Annotated in this window: 22 protein-coding genes, 2 tRNA genes, 1 other RNA gene and 2 pseudogenes; 21 read left to right on the plus strand and 6 right to left on the minus strand. The window is 57.9% G+C overall.

From position 1 onward, the window contains the following. Positions 1-266: 266 nt before the first annotated feature. From INT39_RS19760 to smpB, 3 genes and pseudogenes are all read right to left on the minus strand, one after another. Positions 267-1,523, minus strand: a pseudogene (locus tag INT39_RS19760) (integrase domain-containing protein). Positions 1,524-1,709: 186 nt separating this feature from the next. After that, positions 1,710-2,097: a transfer-messenger RNA gene (gene ssrA / locus INT39_RS19765) on the minus strand. Positions 2,098-2,186: 89 nt separating this feature from the next. Continuing rightward, positions 2,187-2,669 (minus strand): SsrA-binding protein SmpB, encoded by a 483-nt coding sequence (gene smpB / locus INT39_RS19770; RefSeq protein WP_193075695.1) that lies wholly within the window; start codon positions 2,667-2,669, stop codon positions 2,187-2,189. Between the two features lie 118 nt (positions 2,670-2,787). Between smpB and INT39_RS19775 the strand changes: the two genes are divergently transcribed. From INT39_RS19775 to INT39_RS19785, 3 genes are read left to right on the plus strand one after another with little or no spacing between them, the layout of a single operon-like run. Continuing rightward, positions 2,788-4,191, plus strand: coding sequence for a sodium-dependent transporter (locus INT39_RS19775; RefSeq protein ID WP_193075696.1), 1,404 nt, complete (start codon positions 2,788-2,790; stop codon positions 4,189-4,191). Positions 4,192-4,198: 7 nt separating this feature from the next. Further along, on the plus strand, positions 4,199-4,636 hold the full coding sequence (locus tag INT39_RS19780; protein WP_193075697.1) for a type II toxin-antitoxin system RatA family toxin: 438 nt from the start codon (positions 4,199-4,201) through the stop codon (positions 4,634-4,636). Continuing rightward, entirely contained in the window at positions 4,626-4,940 is a 315-nt protein-coding gene (locus INT39_RS19785; protein ID WP_413468951.1) for an RnfH family protein, read from the plus strand. Before INT39_RS19780 ends, INT39_RS19785 begins: the two co-directional genes overlap by 11 nt. Positions 4,941-5,013: 73 nt before the next feature. Here the strand turns inward: INT39_RS19785 and INT39_RS19790 are convergent. Then, positions 5,014-5,415, minus strand: a pseudogene (locus tag INT39_RS19790) (outer membrane protein assembly factor BamE); the annotation flags it as partial. A 94-nt stretch (positions 5,416-5,509) separates the two neighbouring features. On the opposite strand from INT39_RS19790, the gene fur reads away from it, so the two are divergent. Further along, complete coding sequence (gene fur / locus INT39_RS19795; RefSeq protein ID WP_193075749.1) at positions 5,510-5,914, plus strand: ferric iron uptake transcriptional regulator; 405 nt, start codon at positions 5,510-5,512, stop codon at positions 5,912-5,914. A gap of 61 nt (positions 5,915-5,975) precedes the next feature. Here the strand turns inward: fur and recN are convergent, their stop codons facing one another. Next, on the minus strand, positions 5,976-7,652 hold the full coding sequence (recN, locus tag INT39_RS19800; RefSeq protein WP_193075700.1) for a DNA repair protein RecN: 1,677 nt from the start codon (positions 7,650-7,652) through the stop codon (positions 5,976-5,978). Positions 7,653-7,837: 185 nt separating this feature from the next. Between recN and grpE the strand changes: the two genes are divergently transcribed. From grpE to INT39_RS19845, 9 genes are all read left to right on the plus strand, one after another. After that, entirely contained in the window at positions 7,838-8,419 is a 582-nt protein-coding gene (gene grpE / locus INT39_RS19805; protein ID WP_193075701.1) for a nucleotide exchange factor GrpE, read from the plus strand. Positions 8,420-8,511: 92 nt separating this feature from the next. Continuing rightward, the gene (gene dnaK / locus INT39_RS19810) at positions 8,512-10,431 is read left to right on the plus strand and encodes a molecular chaperone DnaK (RefSeq protein WP_193075702.1); all 1,920 of its coding nucleotides are present in this window, start codon (positions 8,512-8,514) and stop codon (positions 10,429-10,431) included. Between the two features lie 121 nt (positions 10,432-10,552). Continuing rightward, positions 10,553-11,713, plus strand: coding sequence for a molecular chaperone DnaJ (dnaJ, locus tag INT39_RS19815; protein WP_193075703.1), 1,161 nt, complete (start codon positions 10,553-10,555; stop codon positions 11,711-11,713). Between the two features lie 11 nt (positions 11,714-11,724). After that, positions 11,725-12,531, plus strand: coding sequence for a 4-hydroxy-tetrahydrodipicolinate reductase (gene dapB / locus INT39_RS19820; protein ID WP_193075704.1), 807 nt, complete (start codon positions 11,725-11,727; stop codon positions 12,529-12,531). A 264-nt stretch (positions 12,532-12,795) separates the two neighbouring features. Next, positions 12,796-13,791: an NADH:flavin oxidoreductase gene (locus tag INT39_RS19825; RefSeq protein ID WP_193075705.1), complete on the plus strand. Its 996-nt coding sequence runs from the start codon at positions 12,796-12,798 to the stop codon at positions 13,789-13,791. 927 nt (positions 13,792-14,718) lie between these two features. Further along, complete coding sequence (gene carA / locus INT39_RS19830; protein ID WP_193075706.1) at positions 14,719-15,855, plus strand: glutamine-hydrolyzing carbamoyl-phosphate synthase small subunit; 1,137 nt, start codon at positions 14,719-14,721, stop codon at positions 15,853-15,855. A 31-nt stretch (positions 15,856-15,886) separates the two neighbouring features. Further along, the gene (gene carB, locus INT39_RS19835; protein ID WP_193075707.1) at positions 15,887-19,102 is read left to right on the plus strand and encodes a carbamoyl-phosphate synthase large subunit; all 3,216 of its coding nucleotides are present in this window, start codon (positions 15,887-15,889) and stop codon (positions 19,100-19,102) included. A 2-nt stretch (positions 19,103-19,104) separates the two neighbouring features. Beyond that, a complete protein-coding gene (greA, locus tag INT39_RS19840; RefSeq protein WP_193075750.1) occupies positions 19,105-19,578 on the plus strand; it encodes a transcription elongation factor GreA in 474 nt (157 codons plus the stop codon). Between the two features lie 23 nt (positions 19,579-19,601). Next, positions 19,602-20,000: a DUF4149 domain-containing protein gene (locus INT39_RS19845; RefSeq protein ID WP_193075751.1), complete on the plus strand. Its 399-nt coding sequence runs from the start codon at positions 19,602-19,604 to the stop codon at positions 19,998-20,000. Positions 20,001-20,083: 83 nt separating this feature from the next. On the opposite strand, the gene yhbY is transcribed toward INT39_RS19845, so the two are convergent. After that, positions 20,084-20,398: a ribosome assembly RNA-binding protein YhbY gene (gene yhbY, locus INT39_RS19850; RefSeq protein WP_193075708.1), complete on the minus strand. Its 315-nt coding sequence runs from the start codon at positions 20,396-20,398 to the stop codon at positions 20,084-20,086. Positions 20,399-20,491: 93 nt separating this feature from the next. Here yhbY and rlmE point away from each other — a divergent pair, with 93 nt between their 5' ends. The 8 genes from rlmE to INT39_RS19890 all read left to right on the plus strand — a co-directional run bounded on the left by rlmE (position 20,492) and on the right by INT39_RS19890 (position 26,908). Continuing rightward, complete coding sequence (gene rlmE, locus INT39_RS19855) at positions 20,492-21,118, plus strand: 23S rRNA (uridine(2552)-2'-O)-methyltransferase RlmE (protein WP_193075709.1); 627 nt, start codon at positions 20,492-20,494, stop codon at positions 21,116-21,118. 148 nt (positions 21,119-21,266) lie between these two features. Further along, on the plus strand, positions 21,267-23,195 hold the full coding sequence (gene ftsH, locus INT39_RS19860; protein ID WP_193075752.1) for an ATP-dependent zinc metalloprotease FtsH: 1,929 nt from the start codon (positions 21,267-21,269) through the stop codon (positions 23,193-23,195). Positions 23,196-23,202: 7 nt separating this feature from the next. Beyond that, positions 23,203-24,066, plus strand: a complete 864-nt coding sequence (gene folP / locus INT39_RS19865; RefSeq protein WP_193075710.1) for a dihydropteroate synthase — start codon at positions 23,203-23,205, stop codon at positions 24,064-24,066. 18 nt (positions 24,067-24,084) lie between these two features. Continuing rightward, positions 24,085-25,431 carry a phosphoglucosamine mutase gene (gene glmM / locus INT39_RS19870; RefSeq protein ID WP_193075711.1) on the plus strand — a complete coding sequence of 449 codons (1,347 nt, stop codon included), beginning with the start codon at positions 24,085-24,087 and terminating at the stop codon, positions 25,429-25,431. Between the two features lie 66 nt (positions 25,432-25,497). Next, the gene (tpiA, locus tag INT39_RS19875) at positions 25,498-26,259 is read left to right on the plus strand and encodes a triose-phosphate isomerase (protein WP_193075712.1); all 762 of its coding nucleotides are present in this window, start codon (positions 25,498-25,500) and stop codon (positions 26,257-26,259) included. Beyond that, entirely contained in the window at positions 26,256-26,630 is a 375-nt protein-coding gene (secG, locus tag INT39_RS19880) for a preprotein translocase subunit SecG (protein WP_193075713.1), read from the plus strand. The genes tpiA and secG overlap by 4 nt, the downstream gene beginning before the upstream one ends. A 12-nt stretch (positions 26,631-26,642) precedes the next feature. Then, positions 26,643-26,727 (plus strand) — tRNA-Leu (locus tag INT39_RS19885). Positions 26,728-26,831: 104 nt separating this feature from the next. Next, positions 26,832-26,908, plus strand: a tRNA-Met gene (locus tag INT39_RS19890). Positions 26,909-26,983: the final 75 nt, after the last annotated feature.

The raw sequence follows: 26,983 nt of genomic DNA on the forward strand, positions 1-26,983 counted from the left end.
CTTCCTGGCCCCGACGCCAAAGGCGATGGTGTCCACCTGATTTAAGTGGACACCATTTCTAGCTTTTTAAGCCGCTGGGCAAACCTATTTTCCCGAGGGCGTGGCGCGGCCGGGTTGGTATCAGCCAACGGACAGAGGTGTTGAGCGCAGGCTGGGGAAAGACTCGCTTGGCTGCGTTCGCTCGATGATGAGACGCCGCCAGAGGCGGACGCCTGATCGGTCCATCCGTCAACTTGTGACTGCTTCTGGCCGGCAGCTTCCTCCGATCACCTGATCGACACAACCTTTCTTGCGCTGTCTTCGGTGATAGCCGATACCGAGAGGCTCCCAGTGGCTGCCTGCTGAATATGCTTGCTCCACCACTCCATCATCGGACGGCGGCGTTCAACGTAATCAGCGCGGTTATAGGCACTGCGAACCTCATCCTTGTCCACATGAGCTAAAGCCACCTCAATCAACTCTGGCTCAAAGCCGTGTTCGTTCAAGGTGGTGCTGGCGATGGAACGCATGCCGTGACTGACCAAGCGGCCAGCGAACCCCATGCGTTTTAGCGCCATGTTGGCGGTCTGGCTGTTGCAGTGGTCGCGTGGGTTACGGTCGGCGGGGAACACATACTCACGGTGTCCGCTGTAGGGTTTGACTGTCTCAAGGATAGCCAGGGTTTGTGGGGTTAGTGGGATGGTGTGCGGTCGGCGCTTCTTCATTCGTTCAGCAGGAATCGTCCAGGTCTTTTTCTTCAGATCGATATCAGACCAGCGCGTGGTCGCAGCCTCTACCGGTCGAGTCATGGTGTGTAGCTGCCATTCGATCAGGGCGCGTGTGGTTCGTTTGATGCTGGCGTTTGCTAAGGCGACCATGAGCTCTGGGAGTTCATCGGGGTGTAAGGCTGCCATGTTTTGCTTCTTGGGCTTCTTGAAGACAGCACGGATACCACTCAGCGGGTTGGCATGTATCAGGCCAGAGTTGACTGCGTAAGTCATGATCTCGTTTAGCCGCTGGGATACGCGCTTGACCGTCTCCAGGCTGCCTTTGGTTTCCAGGGGGCGTAGAAGGTCAATTACCTTGGGAGCAGTGATCTTGGAGATTGGGGTTCGGCCAATATCTGGGAATACATGCAGAGTCAGGGAGCGCCAGATATCCTCGGCGTAGGCTGCGGTGACGTTCTCTTTCTTCAGGCCAAACCAGGCCTCGGCAACTTTTTCCAAGGTGTGCTCGACGGCTGCTCTTTGCTCCTGGCGTACCTGATCGCGTTGTTCCTTCGGGTCGATCCCTTTTGCGATTAGCTCTCTGGCCTCTACCGTCATCTTTCTAGCTTGAGAAAGCGATATCTCGGGGTAGGTGCCCAAGCCCATGTTGAGACGCTTCTTGGTTACTGGATGGTAATAATTAAAATTCCACAGCTTTTATCCATTGATTCGTATTCGCATTTGAAGGCCGTCGCCATCACCCATGACATAGTCCTTTTCTTGGGCTTTGGCATTTTTGATCTTGGCTTCAGTCAGGCGGACCGCTTGAGCACACATTCCGGTATTCCACAGCAGGCTTTGGTATTCCAAAAAATACCAGATCAACGCTTGGAATACCATTTGGTATGCCAAGTGTCGTGGCTGCTGGTAGATCTCCATGGACGTCGATAGACCTGAAGGCCCCGTATTTACTGGATTTCAGGCATAAAAAAAGACGTCCGGAGACGTCTTTAGATGCTTATTTGGTGGAGCCGGCGGGATTTGAACCCGCGTCCGTCAGTCCGCCACTATCGGTTCTACATGCGTAGTCATCTCTATTGAGTTAACTCCTCACCGCCCGAGTGACAGGGTGTTTGGAGCGAGCTGTATGAGTTTTAGCCGTTACGTCTACAGCGAACTTGGCGGCGATTCTGTTCTATATGACAATCATTTCGAGTTTACAGACATCCTCTGATGATTGCTGGAGCCGAAGCTACCAGAAGTGCTACTTGGCTGCTTACGCAGCTAGTTGTGCACCATAATTGTCGTCATTGGCAATTATATAGGTTTGCAACAGTGTATTTACGAGTTCTGTTACCAACTCGGCATGCCCCTCAAGCTTTGTAACCGTCGTCGAATCCTGATCGGCCCCAAAACCATGGTGCTGGTATTACAGTGGTGATTCTACGCCAAAGACTCACTGACGTACAGCCGGGAAATCTTTGGTAACAGAGCTGTGGTTCAGCGGTTGTTCTCGCGGACCAGGCGCTGTTTTTCACGATCCCAGTCGCGGTTCTTCTCGGTCTCGCGCTTGTCGTAATCCTTTTTGCCCTTGACCAGCGCTATCTCGCATTTGACCAGATGCTTTTTCCAGTACAGAGCCATTGGCACACAGCTGTAGCCCTTCTGCTCGACACCGGTGAGAATCTTGTCCAGCTCCCGGCTGTTGAGCAGCAGTTTGCGGGTACGGGTGGGGTCGGCAATAACGTGGGTGCTGGCGGTCAGCAGTGGTGTGAAATGTGCGCCGAACAGATAGGCTTCGCCATCTTTCAGTAGCACGTAACTGTCCACCAGTTGTGCCTTGCCGGCACGCAGGCTTTTCACTTCCCAACCGGCAAGGGCGATGCCGGCTTCGAAGCGTTGCTCGACGAAGTATTCGTGTTTGGCCCGTTTGTTCAGCGCGATGGTGCCGCCGTTGGCCTGGGGTTTGTTTTGCTTGCTCATAGGCGACGTATTATAGGGGCTGACGTCGGCTTCGGCTATCTTTGATCGTGAGCTGCCCTTGTCGGCATTGGTCAGAATCCGGACAATGCCTCTCTTTTTGCAAACCGGGTATGTCCTGATGGCGAATAATGATGTGTCGGTGCACGGTATCTGGGCGAGCCGCTGGGTTTTTATTCTGGCCGCCACCGGCTCGGCAGTGGGACTGGGCAATATCTGGAAGTTTCCTTATATGGTGGGCGTGTACGGCGGCGGTGCCTTCGTGCTGGTCTATCTGCTGTGTATTGTGTTGATCGGTTTGCCCATCATGCTGGCGGAAACGCTGCTCGGACGCCGCGGGCGCCAGAGCCCCGTGAATACCCTTAAGAGTCTGGCTGCGCAATCCGGTGGGTCTGCAAAATGGTCCTGGGCCGCCATGGTAGGCATGGTCGGCGCGCTGTGTATTCTGTCATTCTACAGCGTGGTTGCAGGCTGGGCGTTCGAGTACATAGTGGCGATGGGTAACGCTGAGTTCGGCGGCATTACCGCGGATGCGGCGGAACAGCGATTTGGTGCGTTGACCGGCGACCCCTTGCGTCTGACCCTGTGGCATACGGTGTTCATGATTTTTACTGCCTGGACCATTGCGCGGGGCGTGAATGCCGGGCTGGAGCGCAGTTTACGGGTGATGATGCCCCTGTTGTTTCTGCTTCTTCTTGTGCTCCTGGGCTTCAGTATGACCAGCGGTCACTTCAAGGAAGGCCTGGTATTCCTGTTCCATTTCGATATCTCCAAGGTGCCGGACGGTATTCTGGCCGCCATGGGCCACGCCTTCTTCACGCTCAGTGTGGGCGTGGGCTCGATCATGGCGTTTGGCTCTTACATGCCGAAGAAGACCTCCATCGGCAAGGCGGTGCTGACCGTAGGCTTGATTGACGCCGCGGTGGCGCTGACCGCCGGCATGGCGTTGTTTCCCATCGTGTTTGCCGCCGGGCTGGAGCCCAGCGCTGGCCCGGGTCTGATGTTCATTACGTTGCCTTATGCTTTCGGTCAGGTCGGCATGGGCCAACTGTTCGGTTTCATCTTCTTCGTGTTGGTGGGGGTGGCGGCCTGGAGCTCATCCATCTCCATGCTGGAGCCTGCGGTGGCCTATTTGGTGGAACGCACCAAGCGAAGTCGTGCTCTGGTGACTACTATTGTTGCTATAGGCTGCTGGGTGGTCGGGCTGGGCACGGTGATGTCATTCAATATACTGGCCGACGCGCGGTTTTTTGTTATTGATGAAGCGGGTTGGCATTTCTTCGCCTGGACTGAGACCGGCGGCAAGACCTTCTTCGACAGTATCGACTACCTCACCAGCCGTATCATGCTGCCGTTGGGCGGGCTGTGTTTTGTGCTGTTTGCCGGCTGGGTGCTGGACAGGGAAGTGGTCAGAGCCGAGCTGGCGATGGAGAAATCGCGTCTGTTCCCGGTGGTCTATACACTGATACGCTATGTTGCGCCCGTGGGAGTAATGATCATTTTTCTAACCGAACTGTTCAAGTGAATAGCCTATGACGACGCATATCAAGCGTTCTGCTTTATTGCCTTTCCCGGCGGAGCGTCTGTTCGACCTGGTCAACCGGGTTGAGCATTATCCCGAATTCCTACCCTGGTGCACCAAGGCGGAGATCATCAGCGAAAGCGATGAAGCCATGCAGGCGCGCCTGACGGTGGGCAAGGCGGGATTGCATCAGACCTTCACCACCCGCAATGAGTTGGTGCCTGGCGAGCGTATCGAGATGCATCTCGAAGATGGGCCCTTCACCGAGCTGAATGGGGTCTGGACCTTCCAGGCGCTGAATGAGCAGGCGTGTAAGATCACCCTGGATATGCAATTCAACTATTCCGGTGCGCTGGTCCGCGCGACCCTGGGGCCGCTGTTCAATCATGCGGCCAATACCATGGTGGAAGCGTTCTCCAAGCGGGCTCAGGAATTGTATGGTGAGTGAGCCGGCGATTACCGTGGAAGTTGCTTACGCCCTGCCGGACAAGCAACGCATTACCCGCATTGCCGTGCCCGCCGGAACTACCGCGCTGGAGGCGGCTTGCCTGTCAGGTATTGCCGAGCATTTCCCCGGGTTGGATGTGGAAACCAGCGATATGGGAATATTCGGCAAGACGCTGGCCAAACCCGGGGAGCGGGTACTGACCGAGGGTGAACGCGTCGAGATCTACCGGCCGTTGATTGCCGATCCCAAGGAAGCCCGCAAGCTGCGGGCTGCCCGAGCCAAGGATGCGGTCCGAGAGGATTGAGCCAGGCGAGATCGGGCGGAAGAGTCCGCCCAATGGCTTATTCGCCGGTGCCGAGAGGGGCGCCGAGGTCGACCGGATAGCTGCTCGCTGCCGGTTCGCTGTCGCTGCTGCCGCTCATGATGGCTTCATCACGGCTGGTGCCCGGAACGAAATCGCCGGCCAGGCCGACCAGCTGATCACCTTCAAAAATCAGGCTGACGCGTTCCTGTTCGCGGGGATTGTGTCCGGCCTGCATGCTGTACAGGTAATCCCAGCGATTGGGCTCGAAGGTGTCCTGTAGCAGCGGGGTGCCCATGATGAAGCGCACCTGCCGGGTGGTCATGCCGGGACGCAGCTGGTCAATCATTTCCTGGGTGACGACGTTGCCCTGCTGCACGTCGATCTTGTACACGCCCGGAAAGCCGCAGCCGCTGAGACTGGCGCCGGCGGCGCATAATACTAGGATACAAAGGATACGGTTCAGACTATTTGGCATCGCGTGGTAACATCCACTATCGAGAGTTGGCTGAATGGCCCTGAATCATACCCGACTGATCCCGCGCTGCGAAGCGTTGAGAGAGAAACTGACCATGGTTGAAAATCACGAACTCCGTAAAGCAGGGCTCAAGGTAACCCTGCCGCGCGTCAAGATCCTGCAGATGCTGGACAATACCGAAGACCGTCATATGAGTGCTGAGGATGTATACAAGGCGCTGATGGAGGCGGGTGAGGATGTCGGATTGGCTACCGTTTATCGGGTTCTCACCCAGTTCGAGACAGCTGGCCTGGTGGTGCGCCACAACTTCGATGGCGGCCATGCCGTGTTCGAGCTGGCAGATGGTGAGCATCACGACCACATGGTTTGTGTGGACACCGGTGAGGTGATCGAGTTTTTTGATGCCGAAATCGAGCGCCGGCAGAAAGAAATCGTCGAGGAGCACGGTTACGAGATGGTGGACCACAATCTCGTGTTGTACGTGAAAAAGAAAGTCTGAAATGACGGCAGGCCGGGCAACAGCCTGGCCTGCTTAAGCTGACGGGCAACCCGTCAGCCGATCATGGCTTATTGCCCGCCAGTTGTTTACGGGCGTGGGCCAGAGATTCCTCGGTAAGATCAACTCCTCCCAACATCCGCGCCACTTCATGCACTCGGCCTTCCTGATCCAGACGATCAATATAGGTGCGGGTAGAGTCGCGTTTCTGATCCTTGCGTACAAACAGGTGCTGATGCCCCTGTGCCGCCACCTGGGGCAGGTGGGTCACGGTCAGCACCTGGCCGCGCTCGCCCAGCTGTCGCAACAGTTTGCCAACGATCTCCGCGGTCGGCCCGCCAATCCCCACATCTACTTCGTCAAATACCAACGTCGGTACCCGTGAAGTCTGCGCGGTGATGACCTGAATGCCGAGACTGATACGTGATAGTTCGCCTCCGGAAGCGACCTTGGCCAGCGGCTTGGCCGGTTGTCCGGGGTTGGCACTGACCAGGAACTCGACATTTTCCAGGCCTTGCAGGGGATATTGGTCCAGCTTGAGCGGATGCAACTCCACCTTTATCTGTCCACCCGGCATACCCAGCTGCTTGATTTCTCCGGTGACTGCCTTGGCCAGGCGTGCTGCTGCCTTGCTGCGGGTGGCGGATAATTTATTTGCCAGCGTGTGAAAGTGTTCGCGATAGGCTTCGAGTTCATCTGCCAGGCGTTCCTTGTCGGCGCCGTGTTGCTGAATGTTTTCCAGCTCGTCGATCAGCTGTTGCTGCAGAGCGGGCAGCTGGTCAGCGTTGATACGATGCTTGCGTGCCAGATCATGAATCACGCCCAGCCGCTCTTCGACCTGTTGCTGGCGCTGGGGGTCGGCCTCAAAGTGGTCCAGATAGCGGGTCAACTCACCGACCGCTTCTTCCACCTGAATCTGTGCACCGGCCAGCAGACTGTGTGCTTCGTCCAGGCTACGGCCATGTTCTTTCAGGCCGCCCAGTCGGCTGAGGCTGGAGGTCAGTGCCTGCAGTACGCTGCCGCTGTCATTTTCGCTGCAGATATTGATGATCTGCTGGCATGACTGCATGATCAGCTCGGCGTTGGCCAGCTGGCGCTGTTCAGTTTCCAGCTGATTCAGTTCGCCATCCTGCAGGCTCAGGTTGTCGAGTTCTTCCAGCTGATAGCTGAGCAGCTGAACCCGGGCGTTCTGTTCGTCACTGGTTTCGCTGGCCTGTTTCAGTGCCTGTTCGGTCTGCCGGCAGCGCTGGGCAGCCAGTTGCACCTGGCGGGCGAGATCACCGGCGCCGGCATACTCGTCCAGCAGCCGGCGGTGGGTATCGGTTTTCAACAATGATTGGTGTTCGTGCTGGCTGTGGATATCGATCAGCATTTCGCCCAGTGCCTTGAGGTCCTGCTGGGGGCAGGGGCTGCCGTTGATATAGCCGCGTGAGCGACCTTCAGCGGTGACTACGCGGCGCAGGATGACCTGTGTTTCATCGTTGGCAAGATCGCGCTGGCTCAGCCATTGCACGGCCTCGGGAATATCGCTGATATCGAAGGTGGCGAGAATGTCCGCCTTGTCGGCGCCGGGGCGCACGGCGCCACTGTCAGCGCGATCGCCAAGGGCCAGCGACAGGGCATCGAGCATGATGGATTTGCCAGCCCCGGTTTCACCGGTGATGACCGACATGCCCCGCTCCAGTTCCAGCTCGAGATGATCGACAATCGCGTAATTGTTAACCGCCAGGTGCACCAGCATGGCGTCGTTCTCCGGAGTTTGTTGTTCTGGTTATTTATACAGTAGTGGTGTGCTGTTCTACAACCCCCTTTGCAACCTCTGAAAAAATGCACTTGAACCTGGAGAGTGAAGCCCCATATAGGGACCAGTAAAGATCAATCCGGCCTGCGGGCCGTGTCGCCTTTTTTGTCAGACAGGAGATATGCATGGTGGACGAACCGAGACAGGAGCTGCAGGACGACGACGCCGCAGCTGATCAGGCGCAGGGTACGGTCGCCGTAGAAGAAGATCTGGTAGCCCGGATTACCAGCCTGGAAGAGCAGCTGGCTGCGGCACAGGATCAGGCACTGCGTGCTGCTGCCGATGTGCAGAATGCCCGTCGCCGCGCTGAGCAGGAAGTGGAGAAGGCGCACAAGTTCGCTCTGGAACGTTTTGCCAATGACCTGTTGGCCGTGGTCGACAGCCTGGAGCGTGGCCTGGAGCTGTCCAGCGATGAAGATCCAGCCATCAAGCCGATGCGCGATGGCATGGAGCTGACCCTGAAGTTGTTCGGTGACACCCTGGCCCGCTATCAGGTGGTGGCGGTTGATCCGCATGGCGAGCCCTTCAATCCCGAGTTGCATCAGGCAATGACCATGGAAGAGCGCGACAACGTCGAGCCCAATACCGTGATCAAGGTATTCCAGAAGGGCTACACCATCAGCGGTCGCCTGTTGCGTCCGGCCATGGTGGTGGTCAGCAAAGCCGGTGTCGGCGGTGCTGCCGGATCGATTGACGAGAAGGCTTGAAATTGACTTTTTTTGACCCCATCTAGGGTTCATACACAGATTGAACAATGCCGCTGAACAATACGCGGCCAGCATATTTGGAGATACAGCACATGGGTAAAATTATCGGTATCGACCTGGGGACTACCAACTCCTGCGTCGCGGTCATGGAAAATGGCGTAGCCAAGGTTATCGAGAACGCCGAAGGCGGTCGCACCACACCGTCCATCGTTGCCTATACCAATGATGGCGAGACGCTGGTGGGTATGTCCGCCAAGCGTCAGTCGGTCACCAACCCGCAGAACACCCTGAACGCCGTCAAACGTCTGATTGGTCGTCGTTTCGACGAAGACGTCGTGCAGAAGGACATCAAGCTGGTGCCCTACAAGATCATCAAGGCCGACAACGGTGACGCCTGGGTGGAAGCCAAGGGCGAGAAAATGGCGCCGCCGCAGGTGTCAGCCGAAGTCCTGAAGAAGATGAAAAAGACCGCTGAAGATTACCTGGGCGAGCCGGTCACCGAGGCGGTGATTACGGTGCCTGCGTACTTCAACGACAGTCAGCGTCAGGCCACCAAGGACGCCGGCCGCATCGCCGGTTTGGACGTCAAACGCATCATCAACGAGCCGACCGCGGCAGCGCTGGCCTACGGTATGGACAAGGCCCGTGGCGACTCCACCATTGTGGTCTATGACCTGGGTGGTGGTACTTTCGACGTCTCGGTCATCGAGATTGCTGAAGTGGATGGCGAGCACCAGTTCGAAGTGTTGGCCACCAACGGCGACACCTTCCTGGGTGGTGAAGATTTCGACATGCGCCTGATCGACTATCTGGCGGATGAGTTCAAGAAGGAAAACGGCGTTGATCTGCACCACGATCCGCTGGCCCTGCAGCGTCTGAAAGAAGCTGCCGAAAAGGCCAAGATCGAGCTGTCCACCAGTCAGCAGACCGACGTCAACCTGCCGTACATCACGGCTGATGCCACCGGTCCCAAGCACCTGCAGGTCAAGGTGACCCGTGCGAAGCTGGAATCGCTGGTTGAAGAGCTGGTCAAGCGCAGCATCGAGCCGTGCCGTGTGGCCATGAAAGACGCTGGTCTGGATGTATCCGAGATCAATGAAGTGATCCTGGTCGGTGGTCAGACTCGCATGCCCCTGGTTCAGAAGACCGTTGCCGAGTTCTTCGGCAAGGAGCCGCGCAAGGACGTCAACCCGGATGAAGCCGTTGCCGTGGGTGCAGCGATTCAGGGTGCGGTACTGGCTGGTGACGTGAAGGACGTGCTGCTGCTGGACGTATCCCCGCTGTCGCTGGGTATCGAAACCATGGGTGGCGTGATGACGGCGCTGATCGAGAAGAACACCACCATCCCGACCAAGAAGTCGCAGGTGTTCTCGACCGCTGATGACAACCAGACTGCCGTGACCATTCACGTGCTGCAGGGTGAGCGTAAACAGGCGTCGCAGAACAAGTCACTGGGCCGTTTCGACCTGGCTGACATTCCGCCGGCACAGCGCGGTGTACCGCAGATCGAAGTCAGCTTCGACATCGATGCCAACGGTATCCTCAACGTGTCCGCCAAGGACAAGGCTACCGGCAAGCAGCAGTCGATCATCATCAAGGCCTCTTCCGGTCTGACTGATGAAGAGATCGAACAGATGGTGCGCGATGCTGAGGCCAATGCCGATGAAGACCGCAAGTTCGAGGAACTGGTGAATATCCGCAACCAGGGCGATCAACTGGTTCACGCGACACGCAAGACCCTGACTGAGGTCGGCGACAAGGCCACCGAGGAAGAGAAGACTGCCATCGAGACGGCGCTGGCCGATCTGGAGCAGGCTATCAAGGGTGATGACAAGGCCGACATCGAAGCCAAGATCAATGCGTTGTCCGAGGCCTCCGGTCCGATGGTGCAGAAGATGTATGCTGAACAGGCCCAGGCGGAGCAGGGTGGCGCGCAGGAAGACGCCGGCAATGCCGATGGCGACGATGTAGTGGATGCCGAGTTCGAAGAGGTCAAGGACAACAACAAGTAGTCCTTGCGTGACCGGGCGTCGGGCCTTGCCTGAGGCCCGGTACACAACGCGGCAAGGCAACGCGGGAGCTATTCCCGCGTTGCTGTTTGTGCCGTAAGGCTTTCTAAAGGAAACAGGATTTATGGCCAAGCGTGATTATTATGAAGTGCTGGGCGTGGAGCGCGGCGCCAGTGAAGCCGAGCTGAAAAAGGCCTATCGCCGGCTGGCAATGAAGCATCACCCGGACCGTAATCCGGATGACGCGGAAGCGGAAGAGAAATTCAAGGAGGCCAATGAGGCCTACGAGATGCTCACCGACGCCAACAAGCGCGCAGCCTACGATCAGTACGGCCACGCCGGTGTGGATCCGAACATGGGCGCCGGTGCCGGCGGCTTCGGTGGTGGCGGTAATTTCTCCGACATCTTCGGTGATGTGTTCGGTGACATCTTCGGTGGCGGTGGCGGTGGCGGTGGCGGCGGCGGTGGTGGGCGCGGTCGTTCCAGCGTGCAGCGCGGCAGTGACCTGCGTTATACCCTGGAGCTGGACCTGGAGGAGGCCGTTCGCGGCACCTCGGTCACCATTCGCGTCCCGACGCTGGTTGGCTGCACCACCTGTGATGGCAGCGGCGCCAAGAAGGGCACCAGCCCGGTGACCTGTACCACCTGTGGTGGGCATGGTCAGGTGCGCATGCAGCAGGGTTTCTTCTCGGTGCAGCAGACCTGTCCGCGCTGTCATGGTACCGGGCAGATGATCAGCGATCCGTGCAAGGATTGTCATGGTCAGGGCCGGGTTGAAGAACACAAGACCCTGTCGGTCAAGGTGCCGGCTGGGGTGGATACCGGTGATCGCATTCGTTTGTCCGGCGAAGGTGAGGCGGGCGTCAATGGCGGGCCGTCCGGGGATCTGTATGTAGTCGTCTCGGTACGTGAGCACAAGCTGTTCCAGCGCGATGGCAAGAATCTGTACTGCGAAGTGCCGATCAACTTTGCTGATGCTGCCCTGGGCGGTGAATTGGAAGTGCCGACGCTGGATGGTCGGGTCAAGCTGAAGATTCCCGAGGGCACTCAGACCGGTAAGCTGTTCCGCTTGCGCGGCAAGGGTGTGGTGCCGGTGCGTGGTGGTTCTGCCGGTGATTTGCTGTGCCGTGTGTCCGTGGAAACGCCAGTCAACCTGACCAAGCGTCAGCGCGAGCTGCTGGGCGAGCTGCGTGATACGCTGCAGGCCGAAGGCAGCAATCAGTCGCCGCGGGCCAAGAACTGGTTCGAAGGTGTGAAAAATTTCTTTGAAGACATGAAGTTCTGACCGGGGCAAGCATGAAAAGAGTAGCGGTTATCGGCGCAGCCGGGCGGATGGGCAAGACCTTGATCGAGGCCATCCAGCAAGCAGAAGGAGCCAGCCTGACGGCGGCAATCGAGCGTCCGGAAAGCAGCTTGATCGGTGCTGACGCCGGTGAGCTGGCGGGCCTGGGCAAACTGGGCGTGAATATCGTCGGTGATCTGCACGGGGTGCTGGGTGACTTTGATGTGCTGATCGACTTCACGCATCCCACCAGTACTCTGGTCAACCTCGAGACCTGCCGCGCGGCGGGCAAGGCGCTGGTAATCGGTACTACCGGCTTCTCCGAAGAGGAGAAGCTGGTGATTGCCAAGGCGGCCGAGCAGGTGCCGGTGGTGTTCGCGCCTAACTTCAGTGTGGGTGTCAACCTGACCCTCAAGCTGCTGGATATGGCTGCTCGGGTCATGGGTGATGAGGCGGATATCGAGATCATTGAAGCCCACCACCGGCACAAGGTCGATGCACCGTCCGGTACTGCGCTGCGCATGGGTGAAGTGGTTGCCGATGCGCTGGGTCGTGATCTGCAGAAGGTGGCGGTGTATGGCCGCGAAGGTCAGACCGGCGCACGTGATCGCGAGACCATAGGTTTTGCCACCGTGCGTGCCGGCGATGTGGTCGGTGATCACACGGTGCTGTTTGCCACCGAAGGCGAGCGCGTCGAAATCACCCATAAAGCCTCCAGCCGCATGACCTTTGCCAAGGGTGCTGTGCGTTCGGCGATCTGGCTGGGCGAGCGCAAAAGTGGTTTGTTCGACATGCAGGATGTGTTGTCGCTGCGCGATTGATTATGTGGCAGTAGCGGAACCAGCAAAAACCCCGGCCAGTTAGCTGCGCCGGGGTTTTTTGTGTCTGTCAGGACGCGGTTGGGTTACGCCTAAATAGCTTCCTCTCGTCTGATCAGACGATGTTGTCTTGTGGCCTGCCTCTGAGAATCAAGAGCGTCCCAGGTGGGCGTTGATGTTCTTGCCTACCTACTCGATTTGCATGAACGCTAACCCCCTCTGGTCATGTTTGGCCGGCGCGGGCTGGTGTTCTCCTCGGAGGTGCGCATGAAGGATGCGGCAGCACATGATGTGGCTCTGGCATACAGCCCGGTGGTCATTGGCCCTTTGACGCTGCGTAACCGCTTCGTCAAATCGGCAACCAATGAAGGTATGTCACCCGATGGCGTGCCTTCTCGGCAATTGGTGCAATTCCATGCGGATATGGCAGCTGGCGGGGTTGGGCTGACAACACTGGCCTATTGCGCTGTCAGCACCCAGGGTTGCACGCTGCCAAACCAGATTTGCCTGGACCGCGCCACGCTACCCCACCTGCGTGCCCTGACCGATGCAGTGCACGCAAAAGGCGGTGCAGTGTCGGCGCAGGTTACCCATGGTGGCTGCTTCACGTTCACCAAAGTACCCGGGCAAAGCAGGCCGCTTTCGGCCAGTGGCGGGTCCAACAAGATAGGCCTGATGAGTGGGCAGTATCTCAAACGCCAGATGAATGCGGCGGATATGGAGCGCATCGCCGCCGAGTTTGCCCGTGGTGCGCAGCTGGCGCGGGAGGCGGGCTTTGATGCTGTGGAAATCCATATGGGCCATGGCTACCTGCTCAGCCAGTTTTTGTCGCCGCTTTACAATAAACGCAACGACCTTTACGGCGGCACATTGGATAATCGTCTGCGTTTCCCGCGTGAGGTGTTGCGGCGGGTGCTGGATGCGGTAGGTGAGGATCTTGCGGTCATCTGCAAATACAGCATGGTGGAAGGCGCACGCGGCGGTAATGGGGGGTTGCTAAATAGCATGGCTGTCTTCATACCCCTCATGACGCAAAAAGGCCGACCCTCGCGGGTCAGCCTTTTTATTGTTCACGAGGTTGCGTCAGCTGGTCTTGTTCTGGCGCACCTGCTCGCGGGCCAGGTCATTGAGTTTCTCTGTATTGCGCGACAGATAGAAAGCAGCGATGGTTGGCACCCAGTCGGAGCGGTGGTTGAGCAGACGGGGCTGAATGAAACTGTATTGCTTGTCCAGATCGGTCAGGGTTTCGGACAGTTCCGGTAACAGCGATTTGAGGGTTGCCGAGCGTTTGACGATGCTGGCATCCATGTTCTGGAATACGGTTTCGCCGGGTTCGATGAAATAGATGCCGATCGAGCTGAACATGCTGTTCTGGTACAGCAACAGGATCTGGCTGGTTTCCAGGCTCTGCTGGTGCAGGGTATGGAGGTTTTCGCTGATGGTGCCGGCCAATGTGGAATATTGCGCGGCGGCGGCCTTGTCGAGATTGCCATGGGCCATCATGATGCGGTTGACGGTTGCCAGGTGGTAGTGAGCTTCTTCCTGGGTCTGGTTTTCCAGCTCTCGAATCAAGCTGATGAATTCATTGAAAGGGGTGCGCAGCTCTGCGGGGTTGTCTACCAGGCGCAGCAGCTTTTCCATATTGCTCAGTGCGTCATTGTAGTTCTCACGGTTGCCCGGCTCGCGCACACGTTCGAACAGATTGTTGTCGATCAATAGATAGGTGGCGGCGCGATAGCTCTCGCTGCGGAGCTCGTGGAGGTTCTGTGCCATTTGCGCCTCGGTATTCGCCTGGATTTGGGCGGCGAAGCCGAGCAGAAACAGAATCAAGAGGTGTTTCAGCTGTGTTTTCATTGCCTGGAGTCCCTTTTGTTGTTGTAGATCCTGATCCGACAACGCTGCGTGGTGCCGGCAGAATATCCCCTGACTCTGCGGTCGGGGATCTTATCCATCTGCAGTTTTAGCATGTTCATCGCGATTATGAAACAGAGCTTGAAGGTAATATCGGTTCACAGAGCAGTGCGGGCGGTATGGATATTTACTGATCAAACCGTTAAACTATCGCGCTAATCTGTCTATTCAGCGCGTATCTGACAATGCCTATGCAGTGGGGTGAAGTGGTGAACACGTCATTCCCGCTTTTGTGCAGCCCGCGTTTGGTAAAAACGTGTCAGTCTTTCGGAGGTTTTCTTGTCCAAGCCCGCCATTCTCGCCCTCGCCGACGGCAGCATTTTTCACGGTGAGGCCATCGGCGCCGACGGTCACAGCGTCGGTGAGGTTGTATTCAATACAGCCATGACCGGTTATCAGGAGATCCTCACCGATCCTTCCTATGCACGCCAGATCGTCACGCTGACTTATCCTCACATTGGCAACACCGGCACCACTCCCGAAGACGCAGAATCCTGGAAGGTCTGGGCTGCGGGCCTGGTAATTCGTGACCTGCCGTTGATGGCCAGTAACTGGCGTAACAAGCAACCGCTGCCGGACTATCTGAAGGAGCACGGTACCGTTGCCATTGCCGGTATCGATACCCGTCGTCTGACGCGCATCCTTCGCGAGAAGGGCGCTCAGAATGGTTGTGTCATGGCGGGTGAGGATGCGACTGAAGCCAAGGCTCTCGAACTGGCGCGCGGCTTCGCAGGGCTGAAGGGTATGGACCTGGCCAAGGAGGTCAGCGTCAAGGAGGCTTACGAATGGCGTTCAGGTGCCTGGGATCTGGCGACCGATAGCCATGCGGAAATCGACGCGGCTGATCTGCCCTACCATGTGGTGGTGTTTGATTTCGGTGTCAAATACAACATTCTGCGGATGCTGGTCGCGCGTGGCTGCCGGTTGACCGTTGTGCCTGCGCAGACCACTGCCGCTGAAGTATTGGCGCTGAATCCCGATGGCGTGTTGCTGTCCAACGGTCCGGGTGATCCGGAGCCCTGTGATTATGCAATCAAGGCTATTCAGGAGCTGCTGGAGGCCGAAATGCCGATTCTCGGTATCTGTCTGGGCCACCAGCTGCTGGCCCTGGCTTCCGGCGCTCGCACCATGAAAATGGCCAGTGGGCACCACGGTGCCAACCATCCCGTGCAGGACCTGCGTACCGGTGCCGTCATGATCACCAGCCAGAATCATGGCTTTGCCGTAGACGAAGCCAGTCTGCCGGCCAACGTCCGGGCGACCTACAAGTCCCTGTTTGACGGCACTCTGCAAGGTATCGAGCGCACCGACAAGGTTGCCTTCAGCTTCCAGGGGCACCCCGAAGCCAGCCCTGGACCGGGTGATGTGGCGCCGCTGTTCGAGCGGTTCATCGCCGCTATGGGTAAAAATTGCTGAGCCGGTAAACTCCAAGGATTAATGAAACACTATGCCAAAACGTACTGATATCAAAAGTATTCTGATCCTCGGCGCCGGTCCCATCGTGATCGGCCAGGCCTGTGAGTTTGACTATTCCGGTGCTCAGGCCTGCAAGGCACTGAGAGAGGAAGGGTTCCGGGTCATCCTGGTTAACTCCAACCCGGCCACCATCATGACCGACCCGGCGATGGCCGATGCTACCTATATCGAGCCGATCAAGTGGGAGACCGTAGCCCGGATCATCGAGAAGGAGCGCCCTGATGCGCTGCTGCCGACCATGGGCGGCCAGACCGCGCTGAACTGTGCGCTGGATCTGGAAAAGCACGGTGTGCTGGAAAAATTCGGTGTGGAAATGATCGGCGCCAACGCGGATGCCATCGATAAGGCCGAAGACCGCTCGCGCTTTGACCAGGCCATGCGGGCCATCGGTCTGGAATGCCCTCGCTCGGGTATCGCTCACAATATGGCCGAAGCCCACGGCGTGCTTGAGCAGGTGGGCTTTCCCTGCATCATTCGTCCGTCCTTCACCATGGGCGGCACCGGCGGCGGCATCGCCTACAACCGCGAAGAGTTCGAAGAAATCTGCAACCGGGGTCTGGATCTGTCACCGACCAAGGAATTGTTGATCGACGAGTCGCTGATCGGTTGGAAAGAATATGAAATGGAAGTTGTCCGCGACAAGAAGGACAACTGCATCATCGTCTGCTCGATCGAGAATTTCGATCCCATGGGCGTGCATACCGGCGATTCCATCACGGTTGCACCAGCCCAGACGCTGACTGACAAGGAATACCAGATCATGCGCAACGCCTCGCTGGCGGTGCTGCGTGAAATCGGTGTGGAAACCGGCGGTTCCAACGTCCAGTTCGGTATCGATCCGAAGGACGGGCGCATGGTAGTCATCGAGATGAACCCGCGGGTATCGCGCTCCTCTGCGCTGGCTTCCAAAGCGACCGGCTTCCCGATCGCCAAGATCGCGGCCAAGCTGGCAGTGGGCTATACCCTCGACGAATTGCAGAATGACATTACCGGTGGTCGCACCCCGGCGTCCTTCGAGCCGTCGATTGACTACGTTGTCACCAAGATTCCACGTTTCGCCTTCGAGAAATTCCCGAATGCCGACGCCCGCCTGACTACGCAGATGAAATCCGTGGGTGAGGTCATGGCCATCGGCCGTACCTTCCAGGAATCCCTGCAGAAGGCCTTGCGCGGTCTGGAAGTGGGCTCCTGTGGCTTTGATCCGCAGCTGGATCTGAATGCCGCCGATACCCCCACCAATCTGACTCGTGAGCTGACCGTCCCCGGTGCCGAGCGTATCTGGTATATCGGCGATGCCTTCCGTTCCGGTATGAGTGTGGAGCGTATTTTCGAGCTGACCAATATCGATCCCTGGTTCCTGGTGCAGATCGAAGATCTGATCAAGGACGAGGAGCGCATCAAGAAGCTTGGTCTGGCTGATCTCGACAAGACTCTGATGTACCGTCTCAAGCGCAAGGGCTTTTCCGATACCCGCCTGGCGCAGTTGCTGGGCGTGAGCGAGAAGAACCTGCGTTCGCAGCGTCATAAGCTGGGGGTGTTCCCGGTGTATAAGCGGGTGGATACCTGCGCCGCCGAATTCGCCACCGATACGGCCTACATGTACTCGACCTACGAGGAAGAGTGTGAGGCCAATCCGTCCAGCCGCGACAAGATCATGATCCTGGGTGGCGGGCCGAACCGTATCGGTCAGGGCATCGAGTTCGACTATTGCTGCGTACATGCGGCACTGGCCATGCGTGAAGACGGTTACGAGACCATCATGGTCAACTGTAACCCGGAAACCGTTTCCACCGACTACGACACCTCCGATCGCCTGTATTTCGAGCCGGTGACCCTGGAAGACGTACTGGAAATCGTTCGTGTCGAGCAGCCCAAGGGTGTGATCGTGCAGTACGGCGGGCAGACCCCGCTGAAGCTGGCGCGTGCTCTGGAAGAAGCCGGCGTGCCGATTATCGGTACCAGCCCGGAAGCCATCGACCGCGCCGAAGATCGCGAGCGCTTCCAGCAGATGGTCGAGCGTCTGAATCTGCGTCAGCCGCCGAATACCACGGTGCGCAGCGAAGATGAAGCCATTACTGCGGCGAACAAGATCGGTTATCCGCTGGTCGTGCGTCCGTCCTACGTACTGGGTGGTCGCGCCATGGAGATCGTCTATCAGGAAGACGAGCTCAAGCGCTACCTGCGTGACGCTGTGAAGGTGTCCAACGACAGCCCGGTGCTGCTGGATCACTATCTCAACTGCGCCATCGAGATGGATGTGGATGCCGTATCTGACGGCACCGATGTGGTGATCGGCGCGATCATGCAGCACATCGAGCAGGCTGGTGTGCACTCCGGTGACTCGGCCTGTTCGCTGCCGCCGTACTCCCTGTCGTCCGAGATTCAGGACGAGATGCGTGATCAGGTCAAGCGCATGGCGCTGGAGCTGGGAGTGGTGGGGCTGATGAACGTGCAGTTGGCGCTGCAGGATGGTGTCATTTACGTAATTGAAGTGAACCCGCGCGCCTCGCGCACCGTGCCTTTTGTGTCCAAGTGCATCGGCCAGTCGCTGGCGCAGATTGCGGCACGCGTCATGGCTGGCAAGACGCTGAAGGAGCTGGGCTTTACCGAGGAAGTGATCCCGCCGTTCTTCGCTGTGAAGGAAGCGGTCTTCCCGTTCGCCAAATTCCCGGGCGTTGACCCCATTCTTGGGCCGGAAATGAAGTCTACCGGTGAAGTCATGGGTGTCGGCGACAGCTTTGCCGAAGCCTTTGCCAAGTCCCAGCTGGGTGCCAGCGAAGTGCTGCCAACTTCCGGTACGGTGTTCATCAGCGTACGCGAAGATGATAAGCCCTTTGTCGCCGATATGGCTCGCGAGCTGGTTGAGCTGGGCTTTGATATTGTCGCGACCTCAGGGACCGCCAAGGTTATCGAGGCTGCCGGGTTGCCGGTGCGCAGGGTGAACAAGGTCACTGAAGGCCGTCCGCATATCGTCGATATGATCAAGAACGAACAGGTCAGCCTGGTGATCAATACTACCGAAGGTCGCCAGTCGATTGCTGACTCCTACTCCATTCGTCGTAACGCGCTGCAGCACAAGGTGTATTCCACCACCACGCTGGCCGGCGGTCAGGCAGTCTGCATGGCATTGAAATTCGGACCCGAGCGGGCGGTGCGTTGCCTGCAGGATCTGCACGAGAGATTATGAATATGAAGTACCCGATGACCAAAAAGGGCGCCGAAGCCCTGGAAGAAGAGCTCAAGCATCTGAAGTCAGTGATGCGTCCGCAGATTACCCAGGCCATCGCCGAAGCGCGTGAGTTGGGCGACCTGAAGGAAAACGCCGAATACCATGCCGCCCGCGAACAGCAGGGCATGGTCGAAGCGCGGGTGCGGGATATCGAAGGTCGGCTGTCCAATGCCCAGGTGATCGATGTCACTGCCATCGCGCGTACCGGCAAGGTGATCTTCGGCACGACCGTGACTATCGCCAACGTGGATACCGACGAGGAAGTGCAGTATCAGATCGTTGGTGAGGACGAGGCGGAGATCAAGCAGCGCAAGATCTCTGTCACCTCACCCATTGCCCGGGCATTGATCGCCAAGGAAGAGGGCGACATCGTGGCGGTGAAAACCCCTGGCGGCGTCGTTGAGTATGAGATCGTCGAGGTGCAGCACCTGTGAGACCGGGTGCTACTCTGCCGGCCATGCGCAGCGGCAGGGTAGCCTGGCAGCTGGCTCAGACGTTGTGGGTGGGCGGCGTATGGATGTTGCATTTCGTCATGCTGCCGGCGCTGGAGCGATTTGGTCTGGCGCCCTTGCTGATTGATGAAATAGGCGGGTTCATGCGCCCGTTGCTGGTGGGCTTTGCAGCGGTATGTGCGCTATTGCAGTGCGTGGTAGCGTGCTCGGTGTTGGGTTTGGTGATCTGGCGGGATTTGCGTGGGCAGTTGCTGCTGTTGGTCATGCTGGCAGCTGCTGCTTTTTTCGTTGTCGGCGGTTTGCCGAACGGAGCATATTGGCAGTTCTTCAGTTATCTGGTGCTGGCGTTTGCCGGTCTGGTATTGACACTGCAGCCGCGCCCGGATGAGATTGCGGAACACTGATGTAGGGGCGGCTTTTGGTGGCCGCTCATACAAATGCCTGCTTCGGGAAGAAGCTGCCAGACAGGCTGTCTGACAGGCCGGGATCAGAGATCCTTGAGGCGAGCCAGGTTTGACAGCTTGGGGTTGGCTTTCTTGTTGCGACGCAGCAGGATGGCCATTTTGCCGATAACCTGAACCAGCTCTGCACCACTGGCTTTGCAGAGTTCTTCGATCAGGGTCTGCTTGGTATCGCGATCGCCAACGGTGATGCGGATCTTGATCAGTTCATGATCGTTCAGGGCACGGTCAAGCTCGGCCAGCACGCCTTCGCTGGCGCCTTGCTCGCTGACTATCACCACCGGCTTGAGATGGTGCCCAATGCGTTTGTAGGCTTTCTTCTGTTCAGAGCTGAGCGCCATAATAATCCGTTTGAATCCCTGTGCGATGTTCGATGAAGGTCGTTTAAGGGATCTAGTATAACCGGCGGAGCAATCCGCTGCATGAGGTATTCCGTGGCAAGATCAAAGACCAGCAAGGGTTGGTTGAAAGAACATTTCGATGACCCTTATGTAAAGAAGGCGCAAAAGGACGGCTACCGCTCCCGTGCCAGCTACAAGCTGCTGGAGATTCAGGAAAAGGACCGCTTGCTGCGCCCTGGCATCACCGTGCTGGATCTTGGTTCGGCGCCGGGCGGGTGGTCGCAGGTGGCCAGTCGGGTGATTGGCGAGAAGGGGCGTATCATTGCCTCGGATATTCTGCCGATGGACAGTATCCCGGATGTCACCTTCATTGAAGGCGATTTTACCGAAGACGCCGTGTTCGAGGCGATACTCGCTGCCATCGGTGATAGTCGTGTGGATCTTGTAATTTCGGATATGGCCCCCAATATGAGTGGAACGCCCGAAGTCGACCAGCCACGTGCAATCTATCTGTGTGAGCTGGCGTTGGATATGGCCTGCCGGGTACTGCATCCAGGCGGCGATTTCCTGATCAAGGTGTTTCACGGCGAAGGGTTCGACGATTATTTCAAGGAGATGCGTGGCCGTTTCGACAAGATGGTTACGCGCAAGCCGGGTGCCTCCCGGGATCGATCCAGAGAGACCTATCTCCTGGGTAAGGGCTTCAAGGGTGAAGCCTGAGTGGTGGGCTGAGGACACAGCGCGTTACACAGGTGCGACTGCCGCAGTGGCAGAATCTGGTGTAAGGTAGATGGCCGGATAAACAGACGAATACAGCCAGGCTTCGACCATTCAGATGGCGGGGCAAGAGGATAGCAATTTGAACGATATGGCGAAAAACCTCATTCTGTGGTTGATCATCGCTGCAGTGCTGGTGACTGTGATGAACAATTTCAGCAGTCCGACCGAACCGCGAGCACTGAATTACACCGAATTTCTTGAGCTGGTGAGTGATCGCCAGGTCGAACGCGTTACCGTGGATGGATTCATCATTACCGGCAAGCGCCGTGATGGCGAAGTCTTCAAGACAGTGCGTCCAGCCATTCAGGACAACGGCCTGATTGGCGATCTGCTGGAAAACGACGTGGTCGTCGAAGGCAAGCAGCCGGAGCGTCAGAGCATCTGGACTCAGTTGCTGATCGCCAGCTTCCCGATTCTGATCATCATCGCCATTTTCATGTTCTTCATGCGGCAGATGCAGGGCGGCGGCGGTGGTCGTGGTGGTCCGATGAGCTTCGGCAAGAGCAAGGCGCGGATGCTGACGGAGGATCAGGTCAAGACGACCTTTGCCGATGTCGCTGGTTGTGATGAGGCCAAGGAAGAGGTTGGTGAGCTGGTTGAGTTTCTGCGTGATCCGGGCAAGTTTCAGCGTCTGGGTGGCCATATTCCGCGCGGCGTACTGATGGTCGGTCAGCCAGGTACCGGTAAAACGTTGCTGGCCAAGGCGGTAGCAGGTGAGGCCAAGGTACCCTTCTTCACCATTTCCGGCTCTGACTTCGTGGAAATGTTCGTCGGCGTCGGTGCCAGCCGTGTGCGCGACATGTTTGAACAGGCCAAGAAGCATGCGCCTTGCATTATTTTCATCGATGAGATCGACGCGGTCGGTCGTCATCGTGGCGCCGGTATGGGTGGTGGTCATGATGAGCGCGAGCAGACCCTGAACCAGTTGCTGGTGGAAATGGATGGTTTCGAGGCCAATGACGGTGTCATCGTGGTCGCTGCAACCAACCGCCCCGACGTGCTTGATCCCGCACTGCTGCGCCCCGGCCGTTTTGACCGCCAGGTGGTGGTGGGGCTGCCTGATATCCGTGGTCGCGAACAGATTCTCAAGGTGCACATGCGCAAGGTGCCGCTGGGTGACGACGTTGTGGCATCGGGGATCGCCCGTGGCACGCCCGGCTTCTCGGGTGCTGATCTGGCCAACCTGGTCAACGAGGCATCGCTGTTCGCCGCTCGTGCCGGCAAGCGCCTGGTCGAAATGAACGAATTTGAAATGGCCAAGGACAAGATCATGATGGGCGCCGAGCGCAAGTCCATGGTCATGTCCGACAAGGAAAAGCTCAATACCGCGTACCACGAGTCCGGCCATGCCATCGTTGGGCGTCTGGTGCCCGAGCATGATCCGGTCTACAAAGTGTCGATCATTCCACGCGGACGTGCGTTGGGTGTGACCATGTTCCTGCCTGAGGAAGATCGTTACAGCCTGTCCAAGCGCGCACTGATCAGTCAGATCTGCTCGCTGTTTGGCGGTCGGATTGCCGAGGAAATGACGCTGGGTTTTGATGGTGTGACCACGGGTGCATCCAACGACATCATGCGTGCCACCCAGTTGGCGCGGAACATGGTGACCAAATGGGGATTGTCGGAAAAGCTGGGTCCGTTGATGTATGCCGAGGAAGAAGGCGAAGTGTTTCTCGGGCGCAGTGCCGGCAGCCAGCAGACCAGCGTGTCCGCCGAAACGGCGCGGATGATCGACGAGGAAGTACGCAGCATTATCGATGGCTGCTACGCCACCGCCAAGCGTCTTCTGGAAGAGAACCGCGACAAGCTGGATGTGATGGCTGAAGCGCTGATGAAGTACGAAACCATCGATCTCGAGCAGATCAATGACATCATGAGCGGCACGCCGGTGCGGGATCCCAAAGGGTGGTCGGACGATGACCGTCGTGGCCCCGGCGCAATGATTCCTGATGCGGATGCGCCCCAGGATTCTCAGGAGAATGACGGTATCATTGGCGGTCCTGCCAGCGAGCACTGAGGACAGCATGACAGAACCACGTAATAACTCCCGGTTGCCTTGCGGCGACCGGGAGCTGAGCCTTTCCCGTACCCATGTCATGGGTATTCTGAACATCACCCCTGATTCGTTTTCCGACGGCGGTCGCTACAATAATCGTGATGCTGCGCTGGCGCATGTTGAGCAGATGCTTGCTGCGGGTGCGACGCTGATCGATATTGGTGGCGAGTCGACGCGTCCCGGCGCTGCGCTGGTCGGTGTCCAGGAAGAGGTTGATCGAGTGGTGCCTATGGTCGAGGCGATCAAGGCGCGCTTTGATGTGGTGGTGTCGATCGATACCAGTACGCCCGAGGTCATCAGTGGTTCGGCGGCCGTGGGTGCCGGGTTGATCAACGATATTCGTGCACTGTGCCGTCCCGGTGCCATGCAGGCGGCGGTAGACTCGAGGCTGGCCGTGTGTCTGATGCACATGCAGGGTGAGCCGCAGAGCATGCAGCAGGCACCGGTCTACGATTCAGTATTGGTCCAGGTGAACTCTTTTCTCGAGGCGCGGGTCCAAGCCTGCCTGGACGCGGGAATCGAGCGCAGCAGGCTGGTGCTCGACCCCGGTTTCGGTTTTGGTAAAACTCTGCAGCATAACCTCGAACTGTTCGCTCATATGGAAGCGCTGCGTCCGCTCGATCTGCCTATTCTGGTGGGAGTGTCACGCAAGAGCATGATAGGTCAGGCGCTGGGTCGGCCGGTCGATCAACGTCTGAGTGGAGGCTTGGCGTTGGCGGCATTGGCGGTAGCCAAGGGTGCGCGCATCATTCGTGTGCATGATGTGGCGGAAACCGCTGATGTGGTGCGTATGGTCGATGCAGTGAATGTTGCGGGATCTTCAGATATTTGATTTTCAGGATACTCCTAAATGGAAAAGCGCTATTTCGGCACTGATGGCATCCGTGGTCCGGTTGGGACCCACCCGATTACACCTGAATTCATGCTCAGACTCGGCTGGGCGACTGGCATGGCATTCAAGCACCATGGTCAGTGTCGTGTGGTTATCGGCAAGGACACACGTATTTCCGGTTACATGTTCGAATCAGCGTTGGAGGCGGGGTTGTCCGCCGCCGGTGCGCAGGTGCAGCTCCTGGGTCCGATGCCGACCCCCGCTATTGCTTATTTGACGCGCACCTTCAAGGCAGATGCGGGCATCGTCATCAGCGCATCGCACAACCCGCATTACGATAATGGCATCAAGTTCTTCTCGGCTCAGGGCACCAAGTTGCCCGATACCCTGGAGCATGAAATTGAGCGATTGGTCGACACGCCCATGCAGGTGGTTGAGTCTGGCGAGCTGGGTAAGGTGGCGCGGGTTGAGGATGCGTCGGGTCGTTATATCGAATTCTGCAAAAGCAGCGTACCGACCAGTACCAGCTTCAAGGGTATGAAGATCGTGCTGGATTGCGCCAATGGCGCTACCTACAAGGTCGCCCCCAGCGTGTTCAGCGAGCTGGGCGCCGAAGTCAGCGTGATCGGTGCCAGTCCGGATGGTCTGAACATCAATGCGGGTGTTGGCTCCACCGATTTGGCTGCGCTGAGCAGGGCAGTGGTTGCGTGTCAGGCGGACCTGGGCATCGCCTTCGATGGTGATGGTGACCGGGTAATGATGGTGGATCATCTGGGTAATGAAGTAGACGGCGATGAGCTGCTCTATATCATGGCGCTGGATCTGTACGAGCGTGGCTTGCTTGAAGGTGGCGTGGCCGGCACGCTGATGACCAACCTCGGCCTAGAGTTAGCGCTGCGTGAGCGGGATATTCCCTTTGTGCGTGCCAAGGTCGGTGACCGTTATGTCATGGCCGAGCTGCATCAGCGTGGCTGGCAGCTGGGTGGTGAGGCTTCCGGGCATCTGGTGTGTCTGCGGCACACCACCACGGGTGACGGGATCATCGCCGCGTTGCAGGTGGTGCGTGCGCTGCGGATGTCGGGTAAGAGCCTGGCGGAAGCCTGCAAAGGAATGAGCAAGTGTCCGCAAAAGCTGATCAATGTGCGTTATCAGAATACCGGAGAGTCTCCCTTGGAGGTGCCTGAGTTGCAGGCTGCGGTGGCAGCAGCAGAGGCGCGGCTGGGCGATTCCGGTCGGGTTCTATTGCGTCTGTCGGGCACCGAGCCGCTGATTCGGGTGATGGTTGAAGGGCAAAATTCGGAGCAGGTTGCACGCGAGGCTGAAGCGCTGGCCGGGCAAGTGCAAAAAATGTTTGGTGACCGCTGAAAAGGCAGTTGTGTCGGGTTGGCAACTTGGTTAACATTGGCGCCCGCTTGAGCTGAGAGGTTAGGCATGCGTCGTCCGCTGGTCGCCGGAAACTGGAAAATGTACGGTACTCGGCAGTCCGTTGATGAGTTGCTCTCCGGATTGAATGAGCAGCAGTGGCCCGAAGAGGTCGATCTGCTGGTTGCGCCTCCGGCACTGTATATTCAGCAGTGTCATCACGCGCTGACGGGTTCGCCGCTGCGGCTGGCTGGACAGAGTTGCGCATTTCAGGCGGAATCCGGCGCGTTGACCGGCGAGATATCTCCGGCACAGTTGCGTGATGCGGGTTGTGAATTTGTACTGGTTGGTCATTCCGAGCGGCGCAGTCTGTTCGGTGAGACTGACGAAGTGATTTGTCGTAAGTTCGCCGCGGCACTGGCTTGCGGTCTTCGCCCCATTCTTTGTGTTGGCGAGACGCGCGAGCAGTATGATGCCGGCGAAACTGCGAATGTGGTCGAGCGTCAATTGCAGGCTGTGCTGGACACCTTCGGTGTTGGCGGTTTGGCTCAGGGTGTGGTGGCGTACGAGCCGGTCTGGGCAATTGGTACGGGTCTGACGGCTACGCCGGAACAGGCTCAGGACGTCCATGCCATGATTCGTGCGCGCCTTGCAGTGCTTGATGATGAGCAGGCCCGGTGCGTACAGATTGTCTATGGTGGCAGCGTTAAAGCGGATAATGCTCAGGCACTGTTTGACATGCCGGATATCGATGGGGGGTTGGTAGGTGGAGCCTCTCTCAATGCAGATGAATTTGGTGCGATAGCGCGCGCCGCGGGACAAGCTAAATGATTCAAACCGTAGTTGTGGTTGTACATCTCCTGGTCGCCATTGGTCTGGTTGGGTTGATTCTTATCCAGCAAGGCAAGGGTGCGGAGACGGGTGCGTCCTTTGGTTCCGGTGCGTCCGGTACGGTTTTTGGCAGCCAGGGTTCGGCTACTTTTCTAAGTCGCTTGACAGCTGTGCTGGCGACTGTATTCTTTGTCACCTCTTTGGGTCTGGCTTTTTATGCCAGCCACAAGGCGAGCGACGTTCGTGATGCGGGCCTTCCGGTTCCGATGATGCAGAGCGAGCCGCGCGCCCCGGTTAGTGAAGATGTTCCTGTTCTTGAAGATCAGGCTCCTCAGGCACCTGTGACCAGCGATATTCCGGTCGTAGAGTAAGCCAACAGTTTTGCGGAAGTGGTGGAATTGGTAGACACGCTATCTTGAGGGGGTAGTGCCTTAGGGTGTATGGGTTCGAGTCCCATTTTCCGCACCAATAAAAAGGGCCTGCAGCAACGCAGGCCCTTTGTTTTTTCCGGGCACAATATGCCAGGTTGTCTTGTTAGGCTGCCGAGCGTATAATTCATGCCCTAGATTCGACGCGGGGTGGAGCAGTCTGGTAGCTCGTCGGGCTCATAACCCGAAGGTCGTAGGTTCAAATCCTGCCCCCGCAACCAGTCAAAGGCCCCTTTTCAGGGGCTTTTTGTTAACTCCGGACTTCACAAGATGAAGTGGCCGGAACCAGGATGGGC

Source organism: Pseudomonas sp. FME51 (assembly GCF_014897305.1).

Excerpts from the sequence above, each read along its gene's own strand:
- smpB (WP_193075695.1), bottom strand. The coding sequence starts at position 2,669 with ATGAGCAAGCAAAACAAACCCCAGGCCAACGGCGGCACCATCGCGCTG.
- INT39_RS19775 (WP_193075696.1), top strand. The coding sequence starts at position 2,788 with ATGGCGAATAATGATGTGTCGGTGCACGGTATCTGGGCGAGCCGCTGG.
- INT39_RS19780 (WP_193075697.1), top strand. The coding sequence starts at position 4,199 with ATGACGACGCATATCAAGCGTTCTGCTTTATTGCCTTTCCCGGCGGAG.
- INT39_RS19785 (WP_413468951.1), top strand. The coding sequence starts at position 4,626 with ATGGTGAGTGAGCCGGCGATTACCGTGGAAGTTGCTTACGCCCTGCCG.
- fur (WP_193075749.1), top strand. The coding sequence starts at position 5,510 with ATGGTTGAAAATCACGAACTCCGTAAAGCAGGGCTCAAGGTAACCCTG.
- recN (WP_193075700.1), bottom strand. The coding sequence starts at position 7,652 with ATGCTGGTGCACCTGGCGGTTAACAATTACGCGATTGTCGATCATCTC.
- grpE (WP_193075701.1), top strand. The coding sequence starts at position 7,838 with ATGGTGGACGAACCGAGACAGGAGCTGCAGGACGACGACGCCGCAGCT.
- dnaK (WP_193075702.1), top strand. The coding sequence starts at position 8,512 with ATGGGTAAAATTATCGGTATCGACCTGGGGACTACCAACTCCTGCGTC.
- dnaJ (WP_193075703.1), top strand. The coding sequence starts at position 10,553 with ATGGCCAAGCGTGATTATTATGAAGTGCTGGGCGTGGAGCGCGGCGCC.
- dapB (WP_193075704.1), top strand. The coding sequence starts at position 11,725 with ATGAAAAGAGTAGCGGTTATCGGCGCAGCCGGGCGGATGGGCAAGACC.
- INT39_RS19825 (WP_193075705.1), top strand. The coding sequence starts at position 12,796 with ATGAAGGATGCGGCAGCACATGATGTGGCTCTGGCATACAGCCCGGTG.
- carB (WP_193075707.1), top strand. The coding sequence starts at position 15,887 with ATGCCAAAACGTACTGATATCAAAAGTATTCTGATCCTCGGCGCCGGT.
- greA (WP_193075750.1), top strand. The coding sequence starts at position 19,105 with ATGAAGTACCCGATGACCAAAAAGGGCGCCGAAGCCCTGGAAGAAGAG.
- INT39_RS19845 (WP_193075751.1), top strand. The coding sequence starts at position 19,602 with ATGCGCAGCGGCAGGGTAGCCTGGCAGCTGGCTCAGACGTTGTGGGTG.
- yhbY (WP_193075708.1), bottom strand. The coding sequence starts at position 20,398 with ATGGCGCTCAGCTCTGAACAGAAGAAAGCCTACAAACGCATTGGGCAC.
- ftsH (WP_193075752.1), top strand. The coding sequence starts at position 21,267 with ATGGCGAAAAACCTCATTCTGTGGTTGATCATCGCTGCAGTGCTGGTG.
- folP (WP_193075710.1), top strand. The coding sequence starts at position 23,203 with ATGACAGAACCACGTAATAACTCCCGGTTGCCTTGCGGCGACCGGGAG.
- glmM (WP_193075711.1), top strand. The coding sequence starts at position 24,085 with ATGGAAAAGCGCTATTTCGGCACTGATGGCATCCGTGGTCCGGTTGGG.
- tpiA (WP_193075712.1), top strand. The coding sequence starts at position 25,498 with ATGCGTCGTCCGCTGGTCGCCGGAAACTGGAAAATGTACGGTACTCGG.
- secG (WP_193075713.1), top strand. The coding sequence starts at position 26,256 with ATGATTCAAACCGTAGTTGTGGTTGTACATCTCCTGGTCGCCATTGGT.